The organism is Thermodesulfovibrionia bacterium (assembly GCA_030646035.1).
GTDB lineage: Bacteria > Nitrospirota > Thermodesulfovibrionia > UBA6902 > UBA6902 > JACQZG01.
This window is the reverse complement of sequence record JAUSMY010000049.1, coordinates 1-16,250: the sequence shown is the minus strand read 5'-3', so window position 1 is coordinate 16,250 and position 16,250 is coordinate 1. Positions and strand designations below refer to the sequence as shown.

At 44.3% G+C, this 16,250-nt stretch carries 19 protein-coding genes and 2 tRNA genes; 14 read left to right on the top strand and 7 right to left on the bottom strand.

Annotated features, from left to right (window positions below):
• Nucleotides 1-2: 2 nt before the first annotated feature.
• On the bottom strand, nucleotides 3-617 hold the full coding sequence (locus Q7U10_07735; GenBank protein MDO8282497.1) for an MBL fold metallo-hydrolase: 615 nt from the start codon (nucleotides 615-617) through the stop codon (nucleotides 3-5).
• A 284-nt stretch (nucleotides 618-901) separates the two neighbouring features.
• Between Q7U10_07735 and Q7U10_07730 the strand changes: the two genes are divergently transcribed.
• Nucleotides 902-2,026, top strand: a complete 1,125-nt coding sequence (locus tag Q7U10_07730) for a trypsin-like peptidase domain-containing protein (protein ID MDO8282496.1) — start codon at nucleotides 902-904, stop codon at nucleotides 2,024-2,026.
• Nucleotides 2,027-2,043: 17 nt separating this feature from the next.
• A complete protein-coding gene (mqnB, locus tag Q7U10_07725) occupies nucleotides 2,044-2,760 on the top strand; it encodes a futalosine hydrolase (GenBank protein ID MDO8282495.1) in 717 nt (238 codons plus the stop codon).
• Nucleotides 2,761-2,844: 84 nt separating this feature from the next.
• Here mqnB and Q7U10_07720 read toward each other — a convergent pair whose 3' ends face one another.
• From Q7U10_07720 to tolQ, 6 genes are all read right to left on the bottom strand, one after another.
• Complete coding sequence (locus Q7U10_07720; protein MDO8282494.1) at nucleotides 2,845-4,098, bottom strand: tetratricopeptide repeat protein; 1,254 nt, start codon at nucleotides 4,096-4,098, stop codon at nucleotides 2,845-2,847.
• Nucleotides 4,082-4,687, bottom strand: coding sequence for a peptidoglycan-associated lipoprotein Pal (gene pal / locus Q7U10_07715; GenBank protein MDO8282493.1), 606 nt, complete (start codon nucleotides 4,685-4,687; stop codon nucleotides 4,082-4,084). Before pal ends, Q7U10_07720 begins: the two co-directional genes overlap by 17 nt.
• A gap of 51 nt (nucleotides 4,688-4,738) precedes the next feature.
• Nucleotides 4,739-5,956 carry a DUF5050 domain-containing protein gene (locus tag Q7U10_07710; protein ID MDO8282492.1) on the bottom strand — a complete coding sequence of 406 codons (1,218 nt, stop codon included), beginning with the start codon at nucleotides 5,954-5,956 and terminating at the stop codon, nucleotides 4,739-4,741.
• A gap of 6 nt (nucleotides 5,957-5,962) precedes the next feature.
• The gene (locus Q7U10_07705; protein MDO8282491.1) at nucleotides 5,963-6,526 is read right to left on the bottom strand and encodes a TonB C-terminal domain-containing protein; all 564 of its coding nucleotides are present in this window, start codon (nucleotides 6,524-6,526) and stop codon (nucleotides 5,963-5,965) included.
• A 182-nt stretch (nucleotides 6,527-6,708) separates the two neighbouring features.
• Nucleotides 6,709-7,041 (bottom strand): biopolymer transporter ExbD, encoded by a 333-nt coding sequence (locus Q7U10_07700; GenBank protein ID MDO8282490.1) that lies wholly within the window; start codon nucleotides 7,039-7,041, stop codon nucleotides 6,709-6,711.
• 22 nt (nucleotides 7,042-7,063) lie between these two features.
• Nucleotides 7,064-7,720, bottom strand: coding sequence for a protein TolQ (tolQ, locus tag Q7U10_07695; protein MDO8282489.1), 657 nt, complete (start codon nucleotides 7,718-7,720; stop codon nucleotides 7,064-7,066).
• A 239-nt stretch (nucleotides 7,721-7,959) separates the two neighbouring features.
• Here tolQ and atpF (Q7U10_07690) point away from each other — a divergent pair, with 239 nt between their 5' ends.
• The 12 genes from atpF (Q7U10_07690) to rph form a co-directional block, all read left to right on the top strand.
• Nucleotides 7,960-8,379 (top strand): F0F1 ATP synthase subunit B, encoded by a 420-nt coding sequence (atpF, locus tag Q7U10_07690; protein MDO8282488.1) that lies wholly within the window; start codon nucleotides 7,960-7,962, stop codon nucleotides 8,377-8,379.
• A 3-nt stretch (nucleotides 8,380-8,382) separates the two neighbouring features.
• Nucleotides 8,383-9,003 carry a F0F1 ATP synthase subunit B gene (atpF, locus tag Q7U10_07685; protein MDO8282487.1) on the top strand — a complete coding sequence of 207 codons (621 nt, stop codon included), beginning with the start codon at nucleotides 8,383-8,385 and terminating at the stop codon, nucleotides 9,001-9,003.
• The gene (gene atpH, locus Q7U10_07680) at nucleotides 9,000-9,536 is read left to right on the top strand and encodes an ATP synthase F1 subunit delta (GenBank protein ID MDO8282486.1); all 537 of its coding nucleotides are present in this window, start codon (nucleotides 9,000-9,002) and stop codon (nucleotides 9,534-9,536) included. The genes atpF (Q7U10_07685) and atpH overlap by 4 nt, the downstream gene beginning before the upstream one ends.
• Before the next feature lie 102 nt (nucleotides 9,537-9,638).
• Nucleotides 9,639-11,156 (top strand): F0F1 ATP synthase subunit alpha, encoded by a 1,518-nt coding sequence (gene atpA / locus Q7U10_07675; protein MDO8282485.1) that lies wholly within the window; start codon nucleotides 9,639-9,641, stop codon nucleotides 11,154-11,156.
• Between the two features lie 30 nt (nucleotides 11,157-11,186).
• Nucleotides 11,187-12,053 carry an ATP synthase F1 subunit gamma gene (atpG, locus tag Q7U10_07670; GenBank protein ID MDO8282484.1) on the top strand — a complete coding sequence of 289 codons (867 nt, stop codon included), beginning with the start codon at nucleotides 11,187-11,189 and terminating at the stop codon, nucleotides 12,051-12,053.
• Between the two features lie 54 nt (nucleotides 12,054-12,107).
• Nucleotides 12,108-13,523, top strand: coding sequence for a F0F1 ATP synthase subunit beta (atpD, locus tag Q7U10_07665; GenBank protein ID MDO8282483.1), 1,416 nt, complete (start codon nucleotides 12,108-12,110; stop codon nucleotides 13,521-13,523).
• 14 nt (nucleotides 13,524-13,537) lie between these two features.
• The gene (locus tag Q7U10_07660) at nucleotides 13,538-13,951 is read left to right on the top strand and encodes a F0F1 ATP synthase subunit epsilon (protein MDO8282482.1); all 414 of its coding nucleotides are present in this window, start codon (nucleotides 13,538-13,540) and stop codon (nucleotides 13,949-13,951) included.
• 75 nt (nucleotides 13,952-14,026) lie between these two features.
• Nucleotides 14,027-14,686, top strand: a complete 660-nt coding sequence (locus Q7U10_07655; GenBank protein ID MDO8282481.1) for an HAD-IA family hydrolase — start codon at nucleotides 14,027-14,029, stop codon at nucleotides 14,684-14,686.
• 5 nt (nucleotides 14,687-14,691) lie between these two features.
• A complete protein-coding gene (locus Q7U10_07650; GenBank protein MDO8282480.1) occupies nucleotides 14,692-15,417 on the top strand; it encodes a tRNA1(Val) (adenine(37)-N6)-methyltransferase in 726 nt (241 codons plus the stop codon).
• Between the two features lie 50 nt (nucleotides 15,418-15,467).
• A tRNA-Ala gene (locus tag Q7U10_07645) sits at nucleotides 15,468-15,540 on the top strand.
• Nucleotides 15,541-15,654: 114 nt separating this feature from the next.
• A tRNA-Ala gene (locus tag Q7U10_07640) sits at nucleotides 15,655-15,727 on the top strand.
• Nucleotides 15,728-15,920: 193 nt separating this feature from the next.
• Nucleotides 15,921-16,250 (top strand): ribonuclease PH (gene rph / locus Q7U10_07635; protein MDO8282479.1); only part of this gene is annotated, 330 nt, incomplete at its 3' end.

Sequence of the window (16,250 nt, the reverse complement as noted above, 5' to 3'; positions counted from 1 at the left end):
TTCTATTCCGCCGTTAATATCCTGACTTCTATTCTGCCCTTCAGCCCTTGCGCGAATCTCTTTGCATCATCCATACTCCCGACGACTGAATCATAGTGCATGGGTATGGCTACTTTTGGATTAATATCCATAGCTGCCTTCACAGCCTCTTCAGCAGTCATGACATACGTCCCTGATACAGGTAAAAACGCTATGTCCACATTGAGGCCCTTCATCTCAGGGATATGGTCAGTATCGCCTGCTATATAGATCCTCTTGTTGTTAAGTGTGAAGATATAACCTACCCAGTTATTGCCTTTAGGGTGGAACTTCTTATTCGTGTTATATGCTGGCACTGCTTCAATGTTGACGCCTTCAACGGTTATCTTATCACCGGGCTTAATGAACCTTACATCTCCAGAAAGCTTTGCGGCGCAGTCAGGAGTCGCTATTATTATGGTCTTCTTGCCTGAGACCTTTTCAATATCTGCAGCGGAACAGTGGTCACGATGCTCATGTGTGATGAGAATGATATCAGCCGTGTCCTTCTCTTTTATCTGGAACGGGTCTGTATATATCACCTTTTCCCCGACTATCTTAAACGTGTCATGCCCTAACCAGTGTATGTTATCTGTCATCTTATTGACCTCCTCTGCGCCTGCCTTGAGAGATATGAAAGATAGAAATATGAATACGGGCAAAATGTAGAAAATATACCTGATCTTCACAGCGCACCTCTTAAAGATTAAAAGATTATATCACATAACATGTTGAATAATAATGGCGCAATAACACATGCGTGGACAATTCCCATCCAAGTATATTTGTATAGATTCATGATAACTATACATTCCATATGATATCCTATTATCAAGACAGCGATAACTTGCTTAAAGCTAAACTTTTTTACATGGTGACTCTAATGTCAAGACATGACGTGAAGATAAAAAACATCTTAATTTTTATTATCTGCCTGCTTTTATTTCCCCACACCTCTCTTGCCGATGCAGGAAAGATATTTAAAGATAACAATGATGCAGTTATCGTGGTCAAGACCTATGATAAAAAGAACAATCCGCTGGGCCAGGGAAGCGGATTTATCATAAGTAAGAACGGAGCGATAGTAACAAACCACCATGTAATAGAAGGCGCTTACAGTATCTACGTAAAGATAGATAACAAGGCAGTAAAAGTCGAAGATATAATCAGTGACGATAAAGAGAATGACCTTGCTGTTCTTAAGATCAGGGCGGGAAATTATCCTGTAGTAACACTCGGCAGCATCGACAATATAGCCATCGGTGAAAAGATATATGTGATAGGCAGCCCTCAGGGCCTTGAGAACACTATCTCTGACGGCATACTGAGCGGGATAAGAGAGATGGGCCCCGGTAAAAGGGTTCTGCAGATAACCGCCCCGATCTCTCAGGGCAGCAGCGGCGGCCCGGTCTTTAATGAAGAAGGAAGGGTAGTCGGAGTTGTGACCTTTCTCCTGATGAAGTCGCAGAACCTCAACTTTGCCATGCCCATCGATCTTGTCAGTTACAGCTCAGGCACAAAAAAATCCCTGGATGTCAGTGTCCGGAAACCGGATGAGACAGCAACGAAAAAAATCGAATACCCCGCCTCCAGTTACGAAAACTCATCCATGAAGATCACAACATCAGGCGATATTAATAAAAAGGCTCCGGCAGAAGAAGCGGAGCACTGGTATAAGCTTGGGCTTTCTTACGGAAAAACAAACATGCGCAAAGAGGAGATAAATTCTTACAAAAAGGCTGTCAAACTGAACCCGGAACATGCAATGGCTCATTATAATCTTGGCTTGGCGTACAGCGATCTGGGAATTTATGATGAATCAATAAAAGCCCTTGAAGAGGCGGTAAAGCTCAGGCCTAAATATGCAGAGGCCATTTACAATCTCGGCCTTACCTATCTAACCGTGAATAATAAAGAGGCATCTCTCCGGCAATATAACAAACTGAAAGAGATCGACCCCAAACTCTCAGAAAAACTCATGGGACAGATAAAGAGTCAGTCTCATTAATTGAATCACACAAGCTTATGACATATACCGCCATTCTTTCATCTGTCCCTTTTGAGTCTGAACTGTTACTGGCAGAACTCAGATCTGTCAAAAAGACAAGCATTGCCGGCAGAGATGTTTATCAGGGAGAACTTTTCAAGAAGAATATCCTGCTGATGAATACCGGCATAGGCAAAGTCAATGCTGCACTTTCTGCGGCAGCTCTTCTTGAGAATTTCAAGATCCGATTTATCATTAATATAGGAATAGGAGGTTCATACCCCAACTCCGGACTTAAAGCGGGCGATATCGCCATTGCGGAAAAAGAGATATACGGCGATGAAGGCGTTATAACATCAAAAGGCATTGAAGGCATGCAAAAGATCGGCATACCGCTTGTACAGATAGGGAAGAGAAAATATTTTAATGAATTCCCGCTTAATACAAATCTCTTTAATACTGCCGCCGGCATGGCATTACGCATCACACAAATAAAGACAGGCAGCTTTGTTACCGTATCAGCAGCAACAGCCACACGTGAATTAGCCCTTCAGCTTGAGAAAAGATACAATGCGCTCTGCGAGAACATGGAAGGCGCTGCCGTCGCACAGGTATGTACGATATACGGGATATCAATGCTTGAACTGAGAGGGATAAGCAATATTGTGGGGATACGCGACAAGAGAAAATGGAATATAAAACTCGCAGCTGAGAACTGTCAGAAGGCGGTATTGGAAACGATAAACTCCTTATAAAAAACAATATGAAAATCTGAACGTTAACTCATCGGCGATGCGGAGATAATCTATCGTCCTTCCGTGTGGATCATTCACTTGCGGTTAAAGGCGCTCCGGTGCAGCACCCAGTTTCTTCCTTGCAACGGCTGCCTCTTGAGAATCGGGGAATGAGTCAATGAGGCTCCTTAAGATAAGGTCTCCTGTCTCCGGGTCATTAAGCTCATAAAAGGCAAGCCCCTGTTTTAACCTGGCAGAAGCTATCTTATCGCTATCCGGGTACTTCTTTAAAAGCTCTTCATAGGCAAGGATGGAATCTTCATACATCTTTTCTTTGAAAAAGCACTCTCCGATCCAGAACTTTGCATTGTCCGAATATTCATTTTCTTTGAAGTCCTTTAAAACGGATATGAACTTGGCCCTTGCATCTTTATATTTTCCTGACTTAAAAAGTGCTGAAGCAGAATTGTAAACATCCTTCACATCAGCTGGCGCTGCCTCTTTGATAACATCTGTTTTTTTCACATCTGTCTTTGTTGCATCCATCTTTATTGTTTCTGTTTTATTTGTTTCTGACTTTTTTGTATCTGTTTTTTTTACTTCCGGCTTTTTGGCATCTGTCTTTTGAGTAACACTCTTTTTTGAAGGGATACGCCTTGACTCAATTCCGGCAACCTTCTCGCTTAATAAGTCTTGTTCCGATCTTAACTTTTCTATTTCTGATATTATTTCATCCATTTTTATTTCATCAGTTCTTATTTTTTCTATTTCTAATCGTATTTCATCTATTTTGGATCCGTCAGTTCTTGTTTTTTCAATTTCTGATCTTATTTCATCCATCCCGGCCTTTATATCTGCCAGTTTAGATTTAAGGTCTTCCAGCAGGACTTCCTGACCGCTTATCTCAGCAGCTATCAGATCCCTTTTCTCTGTCTCATCTTTTAAATCTTTTTCATAGAGATGCTGTGATTCATCAAGCCGGCCGGTTATCTGCTGAATATCACCGGACAAGGCCTGCATTTTCATGAATAGGTTTGAGACAGCCCTTGCGGTAGCCTCCTGAGAATCTTTAGTGCCTTCGATCTTTTCACTGATCTGTTTCTCGCTCTTGGGCATCTCGCTCTCAATGGCCTGTGACCTTCTGCTAAGATCCTGAACCTTTTTCTCTAACTCACCGATACCGTATTGCATCTTTCCGATATCCTGGTTTGAAACGCAAGCAGAGAGCATGAATGCAAAGATTAGGATAAATGCATAAGGTAAAAATAATGCAGATGACCTTCCGGTATATAAATAAGCCCAGCCTTCCTTTTCAAGAAGGCTATGATCATCTGAAGATTTCTTATTCAGTAACGACAAAGTGATCTCTCCTGTTTCGCTGCCAGCAGCTTTCATCCTGCACAGTACAAGCTGGCTTCTCCTCGCCATATGTGATCGCTGTAATACGTGAAGAAGAAACACCTACAAGAGCGAGATACTCACTTGCGGCTCTCGCTCTCTTCTCACCTAACGCGAGATTGTATTCGTTTGTTCCCCTCTCGTCGCAGTGCCCCTCGATTATCAGATTGGTCTTGCGGTTTTTCACAAGCCATGAGGCTATCAAATCAAGCTGGGCGCGAGCATCATCCCTCAAACTATATTGGTCGTAATCAAATAATACATCCTTGAATACAAGGTCTATCTCTTTTCTGACCTCGGCATCATTGATGTCAATGTCCTTGATATTATCTTCGCTTAAAACCGATTCGGTGATAACATGCTCACCCGCGGCAATTTCCTTTTTGTCCTTCAGGTCAACCAAGGTCTCGGCAGCATCTTCACACCTCCCGTCTCCGCCAAAAAGGTCGTCCCTGCACCTTGCTGCTTCATTAAAGGGGCCATCCTTCCTAACCTGCTGGCCACATCCGATAACCAAAACCATCAGTAAAAGAATCAGAATTTTTTTCATGCCTTTTCCTCCTCCATATTTATTATCAAGTTTGCGTTAACCTGTCATTTATCAATTAAGATAAGGCGACCAGCGTGGAATAAGCGCCCTCACTTTATCAGATGTTATCTTCCTCTGCCCTTCGCCATTTATACGCATAACGAAAATACCCCGGCCCTTCCTCCTGTCAGAGTCAAAAGCTATGAAAAGGCCGTTCGGTGAAAATGTGGGATTCTCATTATTCCCTTCATAAGTAAGCTGTCTTGCGTCTGTTCCATCAGATTTTATCACGAATATCTGATTTTTACCATCCGTTCTGCTCACAAAAGCTATCCATTTACCGTCAGGCGACCATGCGGGCGACTGGTTGTAGCTTCCTTCAAACGTAAGCCTCTTCAGGTTTTTCCCGTCCGGGTCCATTATGTATATCTGCGGGGTTCTGCCCCTGTCAGAGACAAAGGCTATTTTTGAACCGTCCGGAGAAAAGACAGGCGATATATCTATACCGATGGAGGTCGTGATCTTTCTGGCATCTCCTCCGTCAGCATTCATGGTATATATTTCAGGGCTTCCGTCTTTTGAGGATGAGAATGCGACAAGACCGCCGTGTATGTCACCCACGAGGTTGATCCCATCTGATGAGAATATCTGTTCCTTCACTCCTTGTTTAAGGTTAATCCTTAAGATCCTCCACTTCCTGTTTCTCTCGGCAGAATAATAAATGTAATTGCCGTCATCAGACCAGTTGTGTACGAGCGGGAGCCCCTTTGATTCAATAACGCTTGAATTATATCCGTCCCAGTCCATGACGTGAAGCTCTTTCTCACCTGAAGAGTCAACAATATAGGTGAATTTCGTCCTGAAGCTGCCCATCTGGCCTGTGATCATCAGGAAGACATCATTAGCTATCGAGTGGCCCAGCGCCCTCACGCTGTTCTTGGATGCCTCATATTTTTTATCCATCAATGTGCTGCCAGCGATGAGATCCTTAACAACGGCTACCGCTTTTATATTTCCGGCATCTTCCATCGTTATATCTATCGCCATCTCCGCGCCGCCCAACTCCAGAGCGACATCAGAGAATATACCGGTAAGATAAAGGTCGTTCTTAACAATTTCTTCCACAGTTTTAGCATCAACGCTTCCTGTTGAGGATATTGAGATAGGGATCTCACTCCATGTAGGGGAAGTAATGTCAATATATATCTTTGCCTCTGATGAAGAGAAGAAGATAACCACAGATAAAATTACCGAACAAATAAGATATATGTATTTTTTATTTTTTTTCATTCTATTTTATGGAGAAAACGTAATTACAATCCCATCCAATGCATCCTGCTCATAATCCGAAGGAGGAGGAGGAAAGGGGGAAACTTTTGATGATTCCTGTGCCATTAATACAGCTTTAAATACTGACTGGTCATAAAGTTTATTATTGGATATTTCATTTGGAATATATTTGTCTATTCTCCAGTCCTTAGTAAACTTGATCTCTACAATTACAGAAAGACCTTCAACATCAACCTTTGGAGACTTCCAGTAACTCCATATTCTCTGCCTTATCAAATCAACATATAAAAGATAGGCATCATTACTTCCCATGCCTTCATAAGGATTAGACACTTCAGATGAAACATCTTCTGTCTCTTTTTTAGCATTCTTTTTTGTATCTGACCTTATCTTTGCCAGTTTCCTGGCTGTCTCTTCTCTTTCTCTTTTTTGCTCCTTTTTCTTATCCTTAATACGCTCAGATAAGGTTGCCATCTTTACTTTTTTTATTTCCTTTATATCTTTTACCGGCTGGATCTTTTTGGTTTTCTCAACAACCGTCTTTTCCGCAACGGTTATTTTCCTGTTCACATCAGAAACCTCAGCTTTGCGAATCACAGCAGGATTTACAAGGCTGACATAGTAATTCTTTATCTCCTTTTTTTTATGAACAAGCGGAATAACTGTTACAGCTATAAATATAAGATGAAGCACAAATGAAGATATAACGATCTTTTGAAAGCTCGGTTCTTTCCCCGGATTAAAAGACCGCCTCATCGAATCGTTACTTCAGATTCCGTGATCATGCCCAGCCTCTCTATCCCTGCTTCTCTCAGCTCACCCATGATATTTACTATGACACCATACGGCACATCCTTGTCAGCCTTAAGAAAAATATCTTTATCAGCCTTGCCCTCGAACTTTGATCTAATGGTGTTAATAGTCACAGAAGACTTGTCCAGATATATCTTGCCGTCATTCTTTACTGTAATAACTATCCTTTCTGCAGGGGTAAGCTCCTGGCCCTTTGCCTGCGGAAGATTGACATCGATTCCCTGCTGAAGCAGAGGGGCGGTGACCATAAATATCACCAGAAGGACGAGCATTACATCCACGAAAGGGGTTATGTTAATCTCTGACAGAGCCTGTCTGCGCCTGGCCATCATTCCTCGAAAAGTGGTCTATCAGTTCCTGGGAAAAGTCTTCCATCATTATAATATTTCTCTGTGCCCTGCTGAGGTAATAGTTGTAAGCGATAACAGCGGGGATGGCGGCCACAAGACCTGCTGCCGTGGCAATGAGGGCCTCAGCTATTCCTGGCGCAACGACTGCAAGCGATGCGGAACCCAGCTTGCCTATGCCCCTGAAAGAGTTCATTATCCCCCAGACAGTCCCGAAAAGGCCTATAAAAGGAGTAGTGGAGCCGGTTGTGGCAAGAAAGGTCAGGTACTTCTCAAGCCTGGCAGCTTCAGTAGCCTCAACCCTCTTAAGTATCCTCTTTATATCCTCCTTCTTCCTGTCCCCGGCGGAATGGGCAGCCTTGAAAAGGTTTGCCGCCGGACTCAGAGAAAGGCTTCTTGTGTTTTGATTAAGAGAATCCCAGTCTTTGCTCTGGGTGAAGTTGCGATAGAAGATGCCAGACTCCTTTTCCACTTTAGAAAAAAACCTGTGCTTATAAATAATGATCGCCCAGGAATACACCGAGAAAAAGAGGAGAATAAGAAGAACGAGTTTTACTACCGGGCCTGCCTGTAATATAAGGTTAAATACTGTATCTCCATTCATAGTATATAGAGTGTAAAAGAATAGCCTTTAAAAGTCAAAGCATATCGCTTTAATTATTACAAATATAAACCAGCAACCCCGTCATCATCCAAAAAATACGGCAGGTTATTTAAAACATAAGCTTTTCAAATAAATTTATAAAGACAGAGTTGTTGACAAAATACTGGTGCTATGTTAAATTTTTCATGTTTTTTTCTTCAGTATCATCTTAAAATCCTTATTTATAAGGCGGGTTTTTAATGTTAGATATTAACAGATTTTTCTTTTGGCATCTTGCTAATTTTTTAATCCTGATATGGCTCTTGAATATCATCCTGTTCAAGCCTCTCTTCCGTATATTCGAGGAAAGATCCAAGCTGATCGACGGTTCCCTTGAGAGCGCCAAGTCACTGGCCAAAGAAAAGGACGAGCTTATGGCTCAGATAGACGCGAAACTCGCCAAGGCAAAAGAAGAGGCAAAGTCCATCAATGAAACATTCAGAAAAGAAGGCTCAGAGATCCATAAACAAGCCATGGAAGCTGCGCAGAAGGATGCCGAAGAGATGAACAGGAAGGCAAAGACAGAACTTGAGTCATCAGTCCAGAAAGCAAAGGACGGCCTTAGAAAAGAGATCGAAGCATTTTCCGGCAAGATAGTCGAGAAGATGCTGGGGGTATAATTAATGACTGAATCAAAAACAACTATCCTGAAAAAACTGATCTTTTTTATGGTTATCATATCTGCTGTCTGCTGTCTGCTGTCTCCGGATCTTGCATCTGCAAGCAGTGAAGCAGCGGAAAATGCCGGCGCCGAACATCACGGCATCGCATGGGCCGAACTGATATGGCCCATTATAAACTTCACCTTCCTCGTTGGAATTCTCGCATTCTTTACACGCAAGCCTTTTAAGGAATTCTTCAGAAGCAGGACAGAAAAAATAGAGAGTTCCATTAAAACAGCTACTGAGGCAAAAGAAATTGCCGAAAAAATGCTGACAGAAGTCCGTGAGAGGCTCAATAATACCAGGCAGGAGACTGACCTTATAATTGAGGCTGCAAAAAGGACCGGAGAAAAAGAGAAGGCATCTCTTATCGCTGAGGGCGAACATATCAAGCAGAAGATAGTTGAGCAGGCAAGAGCCAGCATAGAGTTCGAGCTTGCAAAGGCAAGGCAGGCGATTAAATCAGAGGCAGCCCTGCTGGCGCTTGAGGCCGCTGAGAACGAGATCAAAAAGAGGCTTGGCAGCAATGAACAGGAAAAGCTCATTGATGAATATATAAAGAAGATCGAGGTAGCGAGTTGAATAAATCACATATCGCAAAAAAATTCAGTAAGGCGCTTATAAATACCGTTGATATTTCGATCGTCCCTAACTTATTAGAAGAGCTGAAGATGTTTTCATCTCTTATAGATTCTGACAGAAAGATAAAGCTCTTATTCGTCAGTCAGATATTCACGACTGAAGAAAAAAACAGGGTTCTGAAGAATGTTACAACTCATTTGAACTTTTCGTCACATACGGAAAAATTCCTTAACCTGCTTTTAGCTGAGGGGGTCATCTCAGTTATAAAAGAGATCATCGCAACATCAGACAGCATGTATCATGAAAAGGTCAGGAAGGTCACAGCAGAGGTATCTGCCCCTGTAGCGCTTGATGAAGCCAGCATAAAAAGGCTTAAATCCGCACTCGGGTCTCTTACCAATAAAGAAGTCGACATAGACAGCAACATTGACACTTCCCTTATAGGCGGTTTCATAGTAAAGGTCGGCAGCACTATATATGACAGCAGCATCAAAGGGCAGCTTAAACTTTTAAAGGCTGAACTAACAAAATAAAAGCAGTTTAGAAGTTAATAGTTAAAAGTTAAGGTTGCTTCATTGATCATTCACTTTTAACTATTAATTTTAAACTTTCAACTTTATTTATAGGGGGTCTTAATGGATATCACAGAACTCAAAGCTGGTGAGATAAGTGAATTAATAAAAAAACAGATAACCGATTTTGAGAAGCGTGTTGACGTGAGCGAAGTCGGCACGGTCGTAAAGGTCGGTGACGGTATCGCAAAGATATACGGCCTTGACAATTGCATGTCCTCAGAGCTTCTTGAGTTCCCGAACAACATCTTCGGAATGGCTCTCAACCTTGAGGCAGACTCTGTCGGCGCTGTTCTCTTTGGTGAAGATACCCTTATCAAAGAAGGCGACCTGGTAAAACGTACAGGAAGGATCATGTCCGTTCCTGTTGGAGAGGCCCTGCTTGGAAGGGCGGTCAATGCTATCGGCCAGCCGATAGACGGAAAAGGCCCTATCAAAACCACCTTGAGCAGGATAGTTGACGTTGTGGCTCCCGGCATCATCGACAGACAGCCTGTGCGTGAACCTATGCAGACAGGAATTAAGGCGGTAGATGCAATGATCCCTGTTGGAAGGGGACAGAGAGAGCTCATCATCGGCGACCGTCAGACCGGAAAGACAGCGATCGGAATAGACGCTATCATCAATCAGAAAGGCACCGGAGTTCTGTGTATATATGTCGCAATCGGGCAGAAGCGTTCCAACGTTGTCCGTGTAACTAAAAAGCTTGAGGAAGAAGGAGCTTTGGAGCATACAATTATCGTTTCGGCAACAGCGAGCGAGGCCGCTCCCCTTCAGTACATCGCCCCGTATACAGGCTGCGCCATGGGAGAATATTTCAGGGATAACGGCAAACACGCTTTAATAGTCTATGATGACCTTAGTAAACAGGCAACTGCTTACAGGCAGCTATCTCTGCTGTTAAGGCGCCCGCCCGGACGTGAGGCATTCCCCGGAGACGTTTTCTATCTCCATTCAAGACTGCTTGAGAGGTCTGCAAAACTCTCTGACGCACTCGGAGGCGGTTCTTTGACCGCGCTTCCGATAATCGAGACACAGGCAGGAGACGTTTCAGGCTACATCCCGACTAACGTTATATCGATCACAGACGGGCAGATATACCTTGAGCCTGAGCTCTTCTATGCAGGCGTACGGCCTGCAGTTAACGTCGGCCTCTCGGTCAGCCGAGTCGGCGGAGCCGCACAGACAAAGGCAATGAAGCAGGTTGCGGGCACACTTAGACTTGACCTTGCACAGTTCAGGGAGATGGCTGCATTCGCACAGTTCGGTTCTGACCTTGACGCAGCTACACTCGCACAGATCGAGCGCGGCAGGAGAATGGTCGAGCTTCTTAAACAGGACCAGTATGTCCCTATGTCAATGGGAGACCAGGTTATAGTTCTCTTTGCCGGAACACAGGGCTTTCTTGATGATATACCTGTAGTAGCAATTAAAAAGTTTGAGAAAGAGTTCCTTGCTTACATACGCGGAACCAAAGATGAACTGAGGGCTGAGTTGGCTGATAAGAAAGCTATCGACGACACGCTTAAAGAGAAACTGAAAGCCGCAATCGTAGAGTTTAAGAAAGGATTTTCAGCATAACAACTTATAAATAACAACTGATAGCTAACTATGGCGACATTAAGAGATATAAAAAGAAGAATAACAGCTGTCAAGAGCACAAAGCAGATCACAAAGGCCATGAAGATGGTCGCGGCTGCTAAACTCAGGCGCGCGCAGAACAGGATGATCGATATGCGGCCCTATGCCGACAAGATGAACTCCGTCATTGCAAGCATGACCGGCGGCGAGGCTGTTCATCCCCTTCTCGTCAAGAGGCCCAGAAAGACCGTAGAGATACTTATACTTTCGAGCGACCGGGGCCTGTGCGGAGCTTACAACACGAATATCATTAAGGCTGCTGAAAAAATAATAGCAACGCGTCATGATGAGAAATTCAATGTAAGCATCAGTATCGTCGGAAAGAAGGCAGCTGATTATTATAAAAGGCGCGATATCGAGATCAGAAAGTCATGGGTAGGCTTATCAGGAAAACTCACTTATACCGATGCTCAGGAGATAGGAAGCAATATAGTTGAAAGTTACGTAAATGAAACTATTGATGAGGTCTTTATCATTTATAACAAATTCGTGACCGTAATGAATCAGGAAGTCACTGTTAAGAAACTCATGCCTGTGTCAGCTGATGCAAGTGACGCTGCGGCAGAAGAACCATCTACTGTATTCATATTTGAGCCTTCACAGAAAGAGATACTGAACCAGTTATTGCCAAAGAATGTCGAGGTTCAGATATACAGGGCGCTCCTTGAATCACAGGCGTCTGAAGAGGCTGCAAGGATGACGGCAATGGAGAACGCCACACAGAATGCCGATGAGATGATAGAGAGACTGACGCTCCAGTACAACAAGGCAAGGCAGGCGACCATTACCAAGGAGCTTATGGATATCGTCGGCGGTGTCGAGGCGCTGAAAGATTAATCCAGCTAAAAGCTTTTTTTATATTTGATTTTAAATTTATGGAGGATATAGATCATGAATGAAGGTAAAGTATCACAGGTCATCGGCGCTGTTGTTGATGTCGAGTTTGAAGATAAAATGCCTCAGATCCTGAACGCGCTGAAGATCTACCAGCCGGCAGATGACGCAAAAGGGATTCCGGAGATAAAACTCACACTTGAAGTTGCGAGTCACCTCGGCGACAACATCGTAAGAACCATTGCCATGACAACTACTGACGGACTTGTCAGGGGCATGAAGGCCGTTGATACAGGAGAGCCTATAACCGTTCCTGTCGGAGAGAAGACTCTCGGAAGGATAATGAACGTCATCGGCGAGCCTGTTGACCAGATGGGCCCTATTGATGCCAAAACCAGGCTGCCAATCCACAGAGAAGCCCCTGAATTCACAGAGCAGGACACATCCACACAGGTCTTTGAGACCGGCGTTAAGGTCTTTGACCTTCTTGTCCCGTTCGTTAAAGGCGGAAAGATGGGCATGTTCGGCGGAGCAGGCGTCGGCAAGACCGTTGTTATCATGGAGATGATCCATAACATAGCCATGGTTCACGGCGGCGTTTCAGTCTTTGCAGGTGTCGGTGAGAGAACAAGGGAAGGTAATGACCTTTATTTAGAAATGAAAGAATCCGGCGTTCTTAATAAGACCGCCCTGGTTTACGGCCAGATGAATGAGCCGCCCGGAGCAAGGGCGAGGGTCGCACTTTCAGCGCTTACATGCGCAGAGTATTTTAGAGATGAAGGACAGGACGTTCTTATATTCCTTGATAACATCTTCAGATATACACTCGCGGGCGCGGAACTTTCAGCGCTTCTTGGAAGAATGCCTTCAGCTGTCGGATACCAGCCCACACTTGGAACAGACATGGGTATCCTTCAGGAAAGGATAACATCAACTAATAAAGGCGCTATCACTTCGATGCAGGCGATATATGTTCCTGCTGACGACCTTACAGACCCTGCTGTTGCTACGGCATTTACCCATCTTGACGGAACAGTCGTTCTCTCAAGGCAGATATCAGAGCTCGGCATCTACCCTGCCGTTGACCCTCTTGATTCCACATCAAGGATCCTGGATCCGCTCATCCTCGGTGAAGAACACTATGCGGTTGCAAGAAAGGTGCAGATCATTCTACAGAGGTACAAGGAACTTCAGGACATCATCGCAATCCTTGGAATGGAAGAGCTTTCAGAAGATGATAAGCTGACAGTCAGCAGGGCGAGAAAACTTCAGAGGTTCCTGAGCCAGCCGTTCCATGTTGCTGAAACATTTACAGGCACACCCGGCAAATATGTAAAGCTTGCGGACAGCATTAAAGGGTTCAAGGCGATAGCAGAAGGAAAATATGACAGCGCCCCGGAGCAGGCCTTCTACATGGTAGGGGCAATTGAAGAGGCTGAGGCAAAGGCAAGAGGCCTCGGCTGGAACGGATAAGGATTTAAATTTAAATGGCAGATAAAAAACTTACATTGGATATAGTCACACCTTACGGCCATGTCTTTACCGGCGAAGTGGATGAGATCATAGCAGCAGGAAGCGAGGGCGAGTTCGGCATCCTTCCTGACCATATCCCTTTCCTTACAACGCTCAAGATCGGCATGCTGACATATAAGAACGGCTCTGAAACAGGCTACTTCTTTGTTAACTGGGGATATGCCGAGGTAGGGATGGACAAGATCACTATTCTTGCAGACAGCGCTGAAAAGGCTGAAGATATTGATATCGAAAGAGCCAAAAGATCCAAGCAGCTTGCTGAAGAAAAGATTAAACATGACCAAAGAGTTGAGGATGCACACGCGGATGCGGCAATTGAACGCGCATTAGCAAGAATACAGATAGCAGAAAAACGTCATACAAAATAATTATTCAAAAAGAAGTGAGGAATATCCAAATCTCCTCACTTCTTTTTTTTATTTCATTTTTCCCGGTTATAAATCATGTTGAAACTCCTGATCTTCGACCTCGACGGCACACTTGCAGATACCAGCCTCGACCTAACTGCCGCTATTAATTATGCTGTTGAGCCTTTCGGAACCGGGCCGTACTCTATTGAAGAGACCAAGATGATGGTCGGCTCCGGCATAACAAAACTCCTGCACTCATTGATCCCGGAACATGCTGTTTCCAAAGACGATCCAACGACCGATCCGTTCGAGGAGGTCAGCACGAGGTTCCTCAGTTACTACTCAGCACATCTGCTTGATGATACAACAGCATATCCAAATGTGAAAGAGACACTCTTGAAACTCAACTTATACAAAAAAGTTGTGCTGACAAATAAGAGAGAAGGCTTTTCAAAAGAGATACTGAAAGGTATCGGCCTGCTTGATCTTTTTGATATTGTCTTTGGAAGCGACAGCTTATCAGAGAAGAAGCCCTCCCCTCTTCCCATACTGGAGATCATGAAGAAGTTCGGCGTATCAAAAGATAAAACCATTATCATCGGCGACAGTAATTTTGATATTGAGGCAGGGAAGGCTGCCAAGATCAGGACTATAGCCGTCACCTATGGTTTCCGTCCGGTTGAGATGCTTAAAGATGCCGACTTTATTATCGATGATTTCACAGATATCCTGCCTATTCTGCAGAAGATATAAACGATATGACACCAAAATCCGGCGAAACCCTCGACAGCATTAAGAACGTCAAGATACTCCAGTCTGAGAAAGGCTACCGCTTCAGCATAGATGCCGTCATACTCGAAGACTTCATATCAGCAAAAAAACACGACCACGGCATTGAGCTCGGAGCCGGCTCAGGGGTGATCTCCATACTGCTTGCCAAAAGGTTCAGCAGCATTAAATTGACCGGGGTGGAGATACAGAAGACTCTTGCCGCACGGGCTGAGAAAAATGTGAGGCTGAACAGCCTTGAAGATAGAGTCAGCATACTGCGATCAGATATTAATAAATTAAAAGATGTATTCCCTGCCAATAAAGCAGACCTTGTATTTTCAAACCCTCCGTTCAGAAAGACCGAGACCGGATTGATCAGCATTGATGATGAAAGGGCAGCTGCAAGACATGAAATAAAGATGACGCTCTCCGGCCTTATAGAGACCGCCTCATACCTTCTTAAGGACAGAGGAAGGCTGTATATGATCTATCATCCATTCAGGCTGATCGAGCTCATAAGCCAGATGCAAAGATCCAACATTGAGCCTAAGAGAATGAAGTTCGTCCATTCCCGTCAGGGTGAGGAAGCAAAGATGGTGCTGATTGAGGCTGTCAAAGGCTCAGGCAAATGGCTTAAAGTTCTCCCTCCTCTCTACATACATAATGAAGGCAATGAGTACACAGAAGAGATAAAAAAGATGCTTGGAAAATGATATGTTTATTTATTATTTAAGCATGGGATTTATGTTAATATAAAAACCATGGGGCTGTAGCTCAGCTGGGAGAGCGCTACAATCGCACTGTAGAGGTCAAGGGTTCGAATCCCTTCAGCTCCACTGCAAGACTGGAAAGAGCAACACAAAAAAGTGCCGCTAATTTGACAAAATTCAAGATATAACTATACTTGTTGGGATGTCTGCCATGTTTTTTTGGCAAAAATTGAATCGTTTGGGGCTATAGCTCAGCTGGGAGAGCGCTACAATGGCATTGTAGAGGTCAAGGGTTCGAATCCCTTTAGCTCCACTAAAAGGAACCGGTCCTAGTCGACCGGTTCCTTTTTTGTATTTGCACCCTCTACGGTTTCGTTGACTATCTGCGGCGTTTGCGCCTAAGGCCCTCCCCGGATTATGATTGAGATAGATGTCCTAAACAGTTTAGAAGACATCCCCCTATCCAACTATTGCCCTGTTCGGTCAGCCCAGAAAGGGAGCCCCGATTGAGCACGCGAATCAAACGCTCTATGGATCAACTGCGTCCATGCACTTTTGAGCTTGACTATCTAATCCATCCTGCCGGTTCTGTTTTGATCAGTATGGGCAACACGAAAGTATTGTGTACGGCATCCATTGACGAGATGGTACCCCGGTGGCTGCACAAATCCACCTCACGTCAGGGGTGGGTCACTGCCGAATATGCCATGCTTCCCGGTAGTACAAGCGAACGCACCCCACGCGAGACTCTGCACCCCAAAGGGCGCACCCAAGAGATCACCCGGTTGATCGGGCGCAGTCTACGCTCGGCGGTGAATCTGGAATTGCTGGGCCAG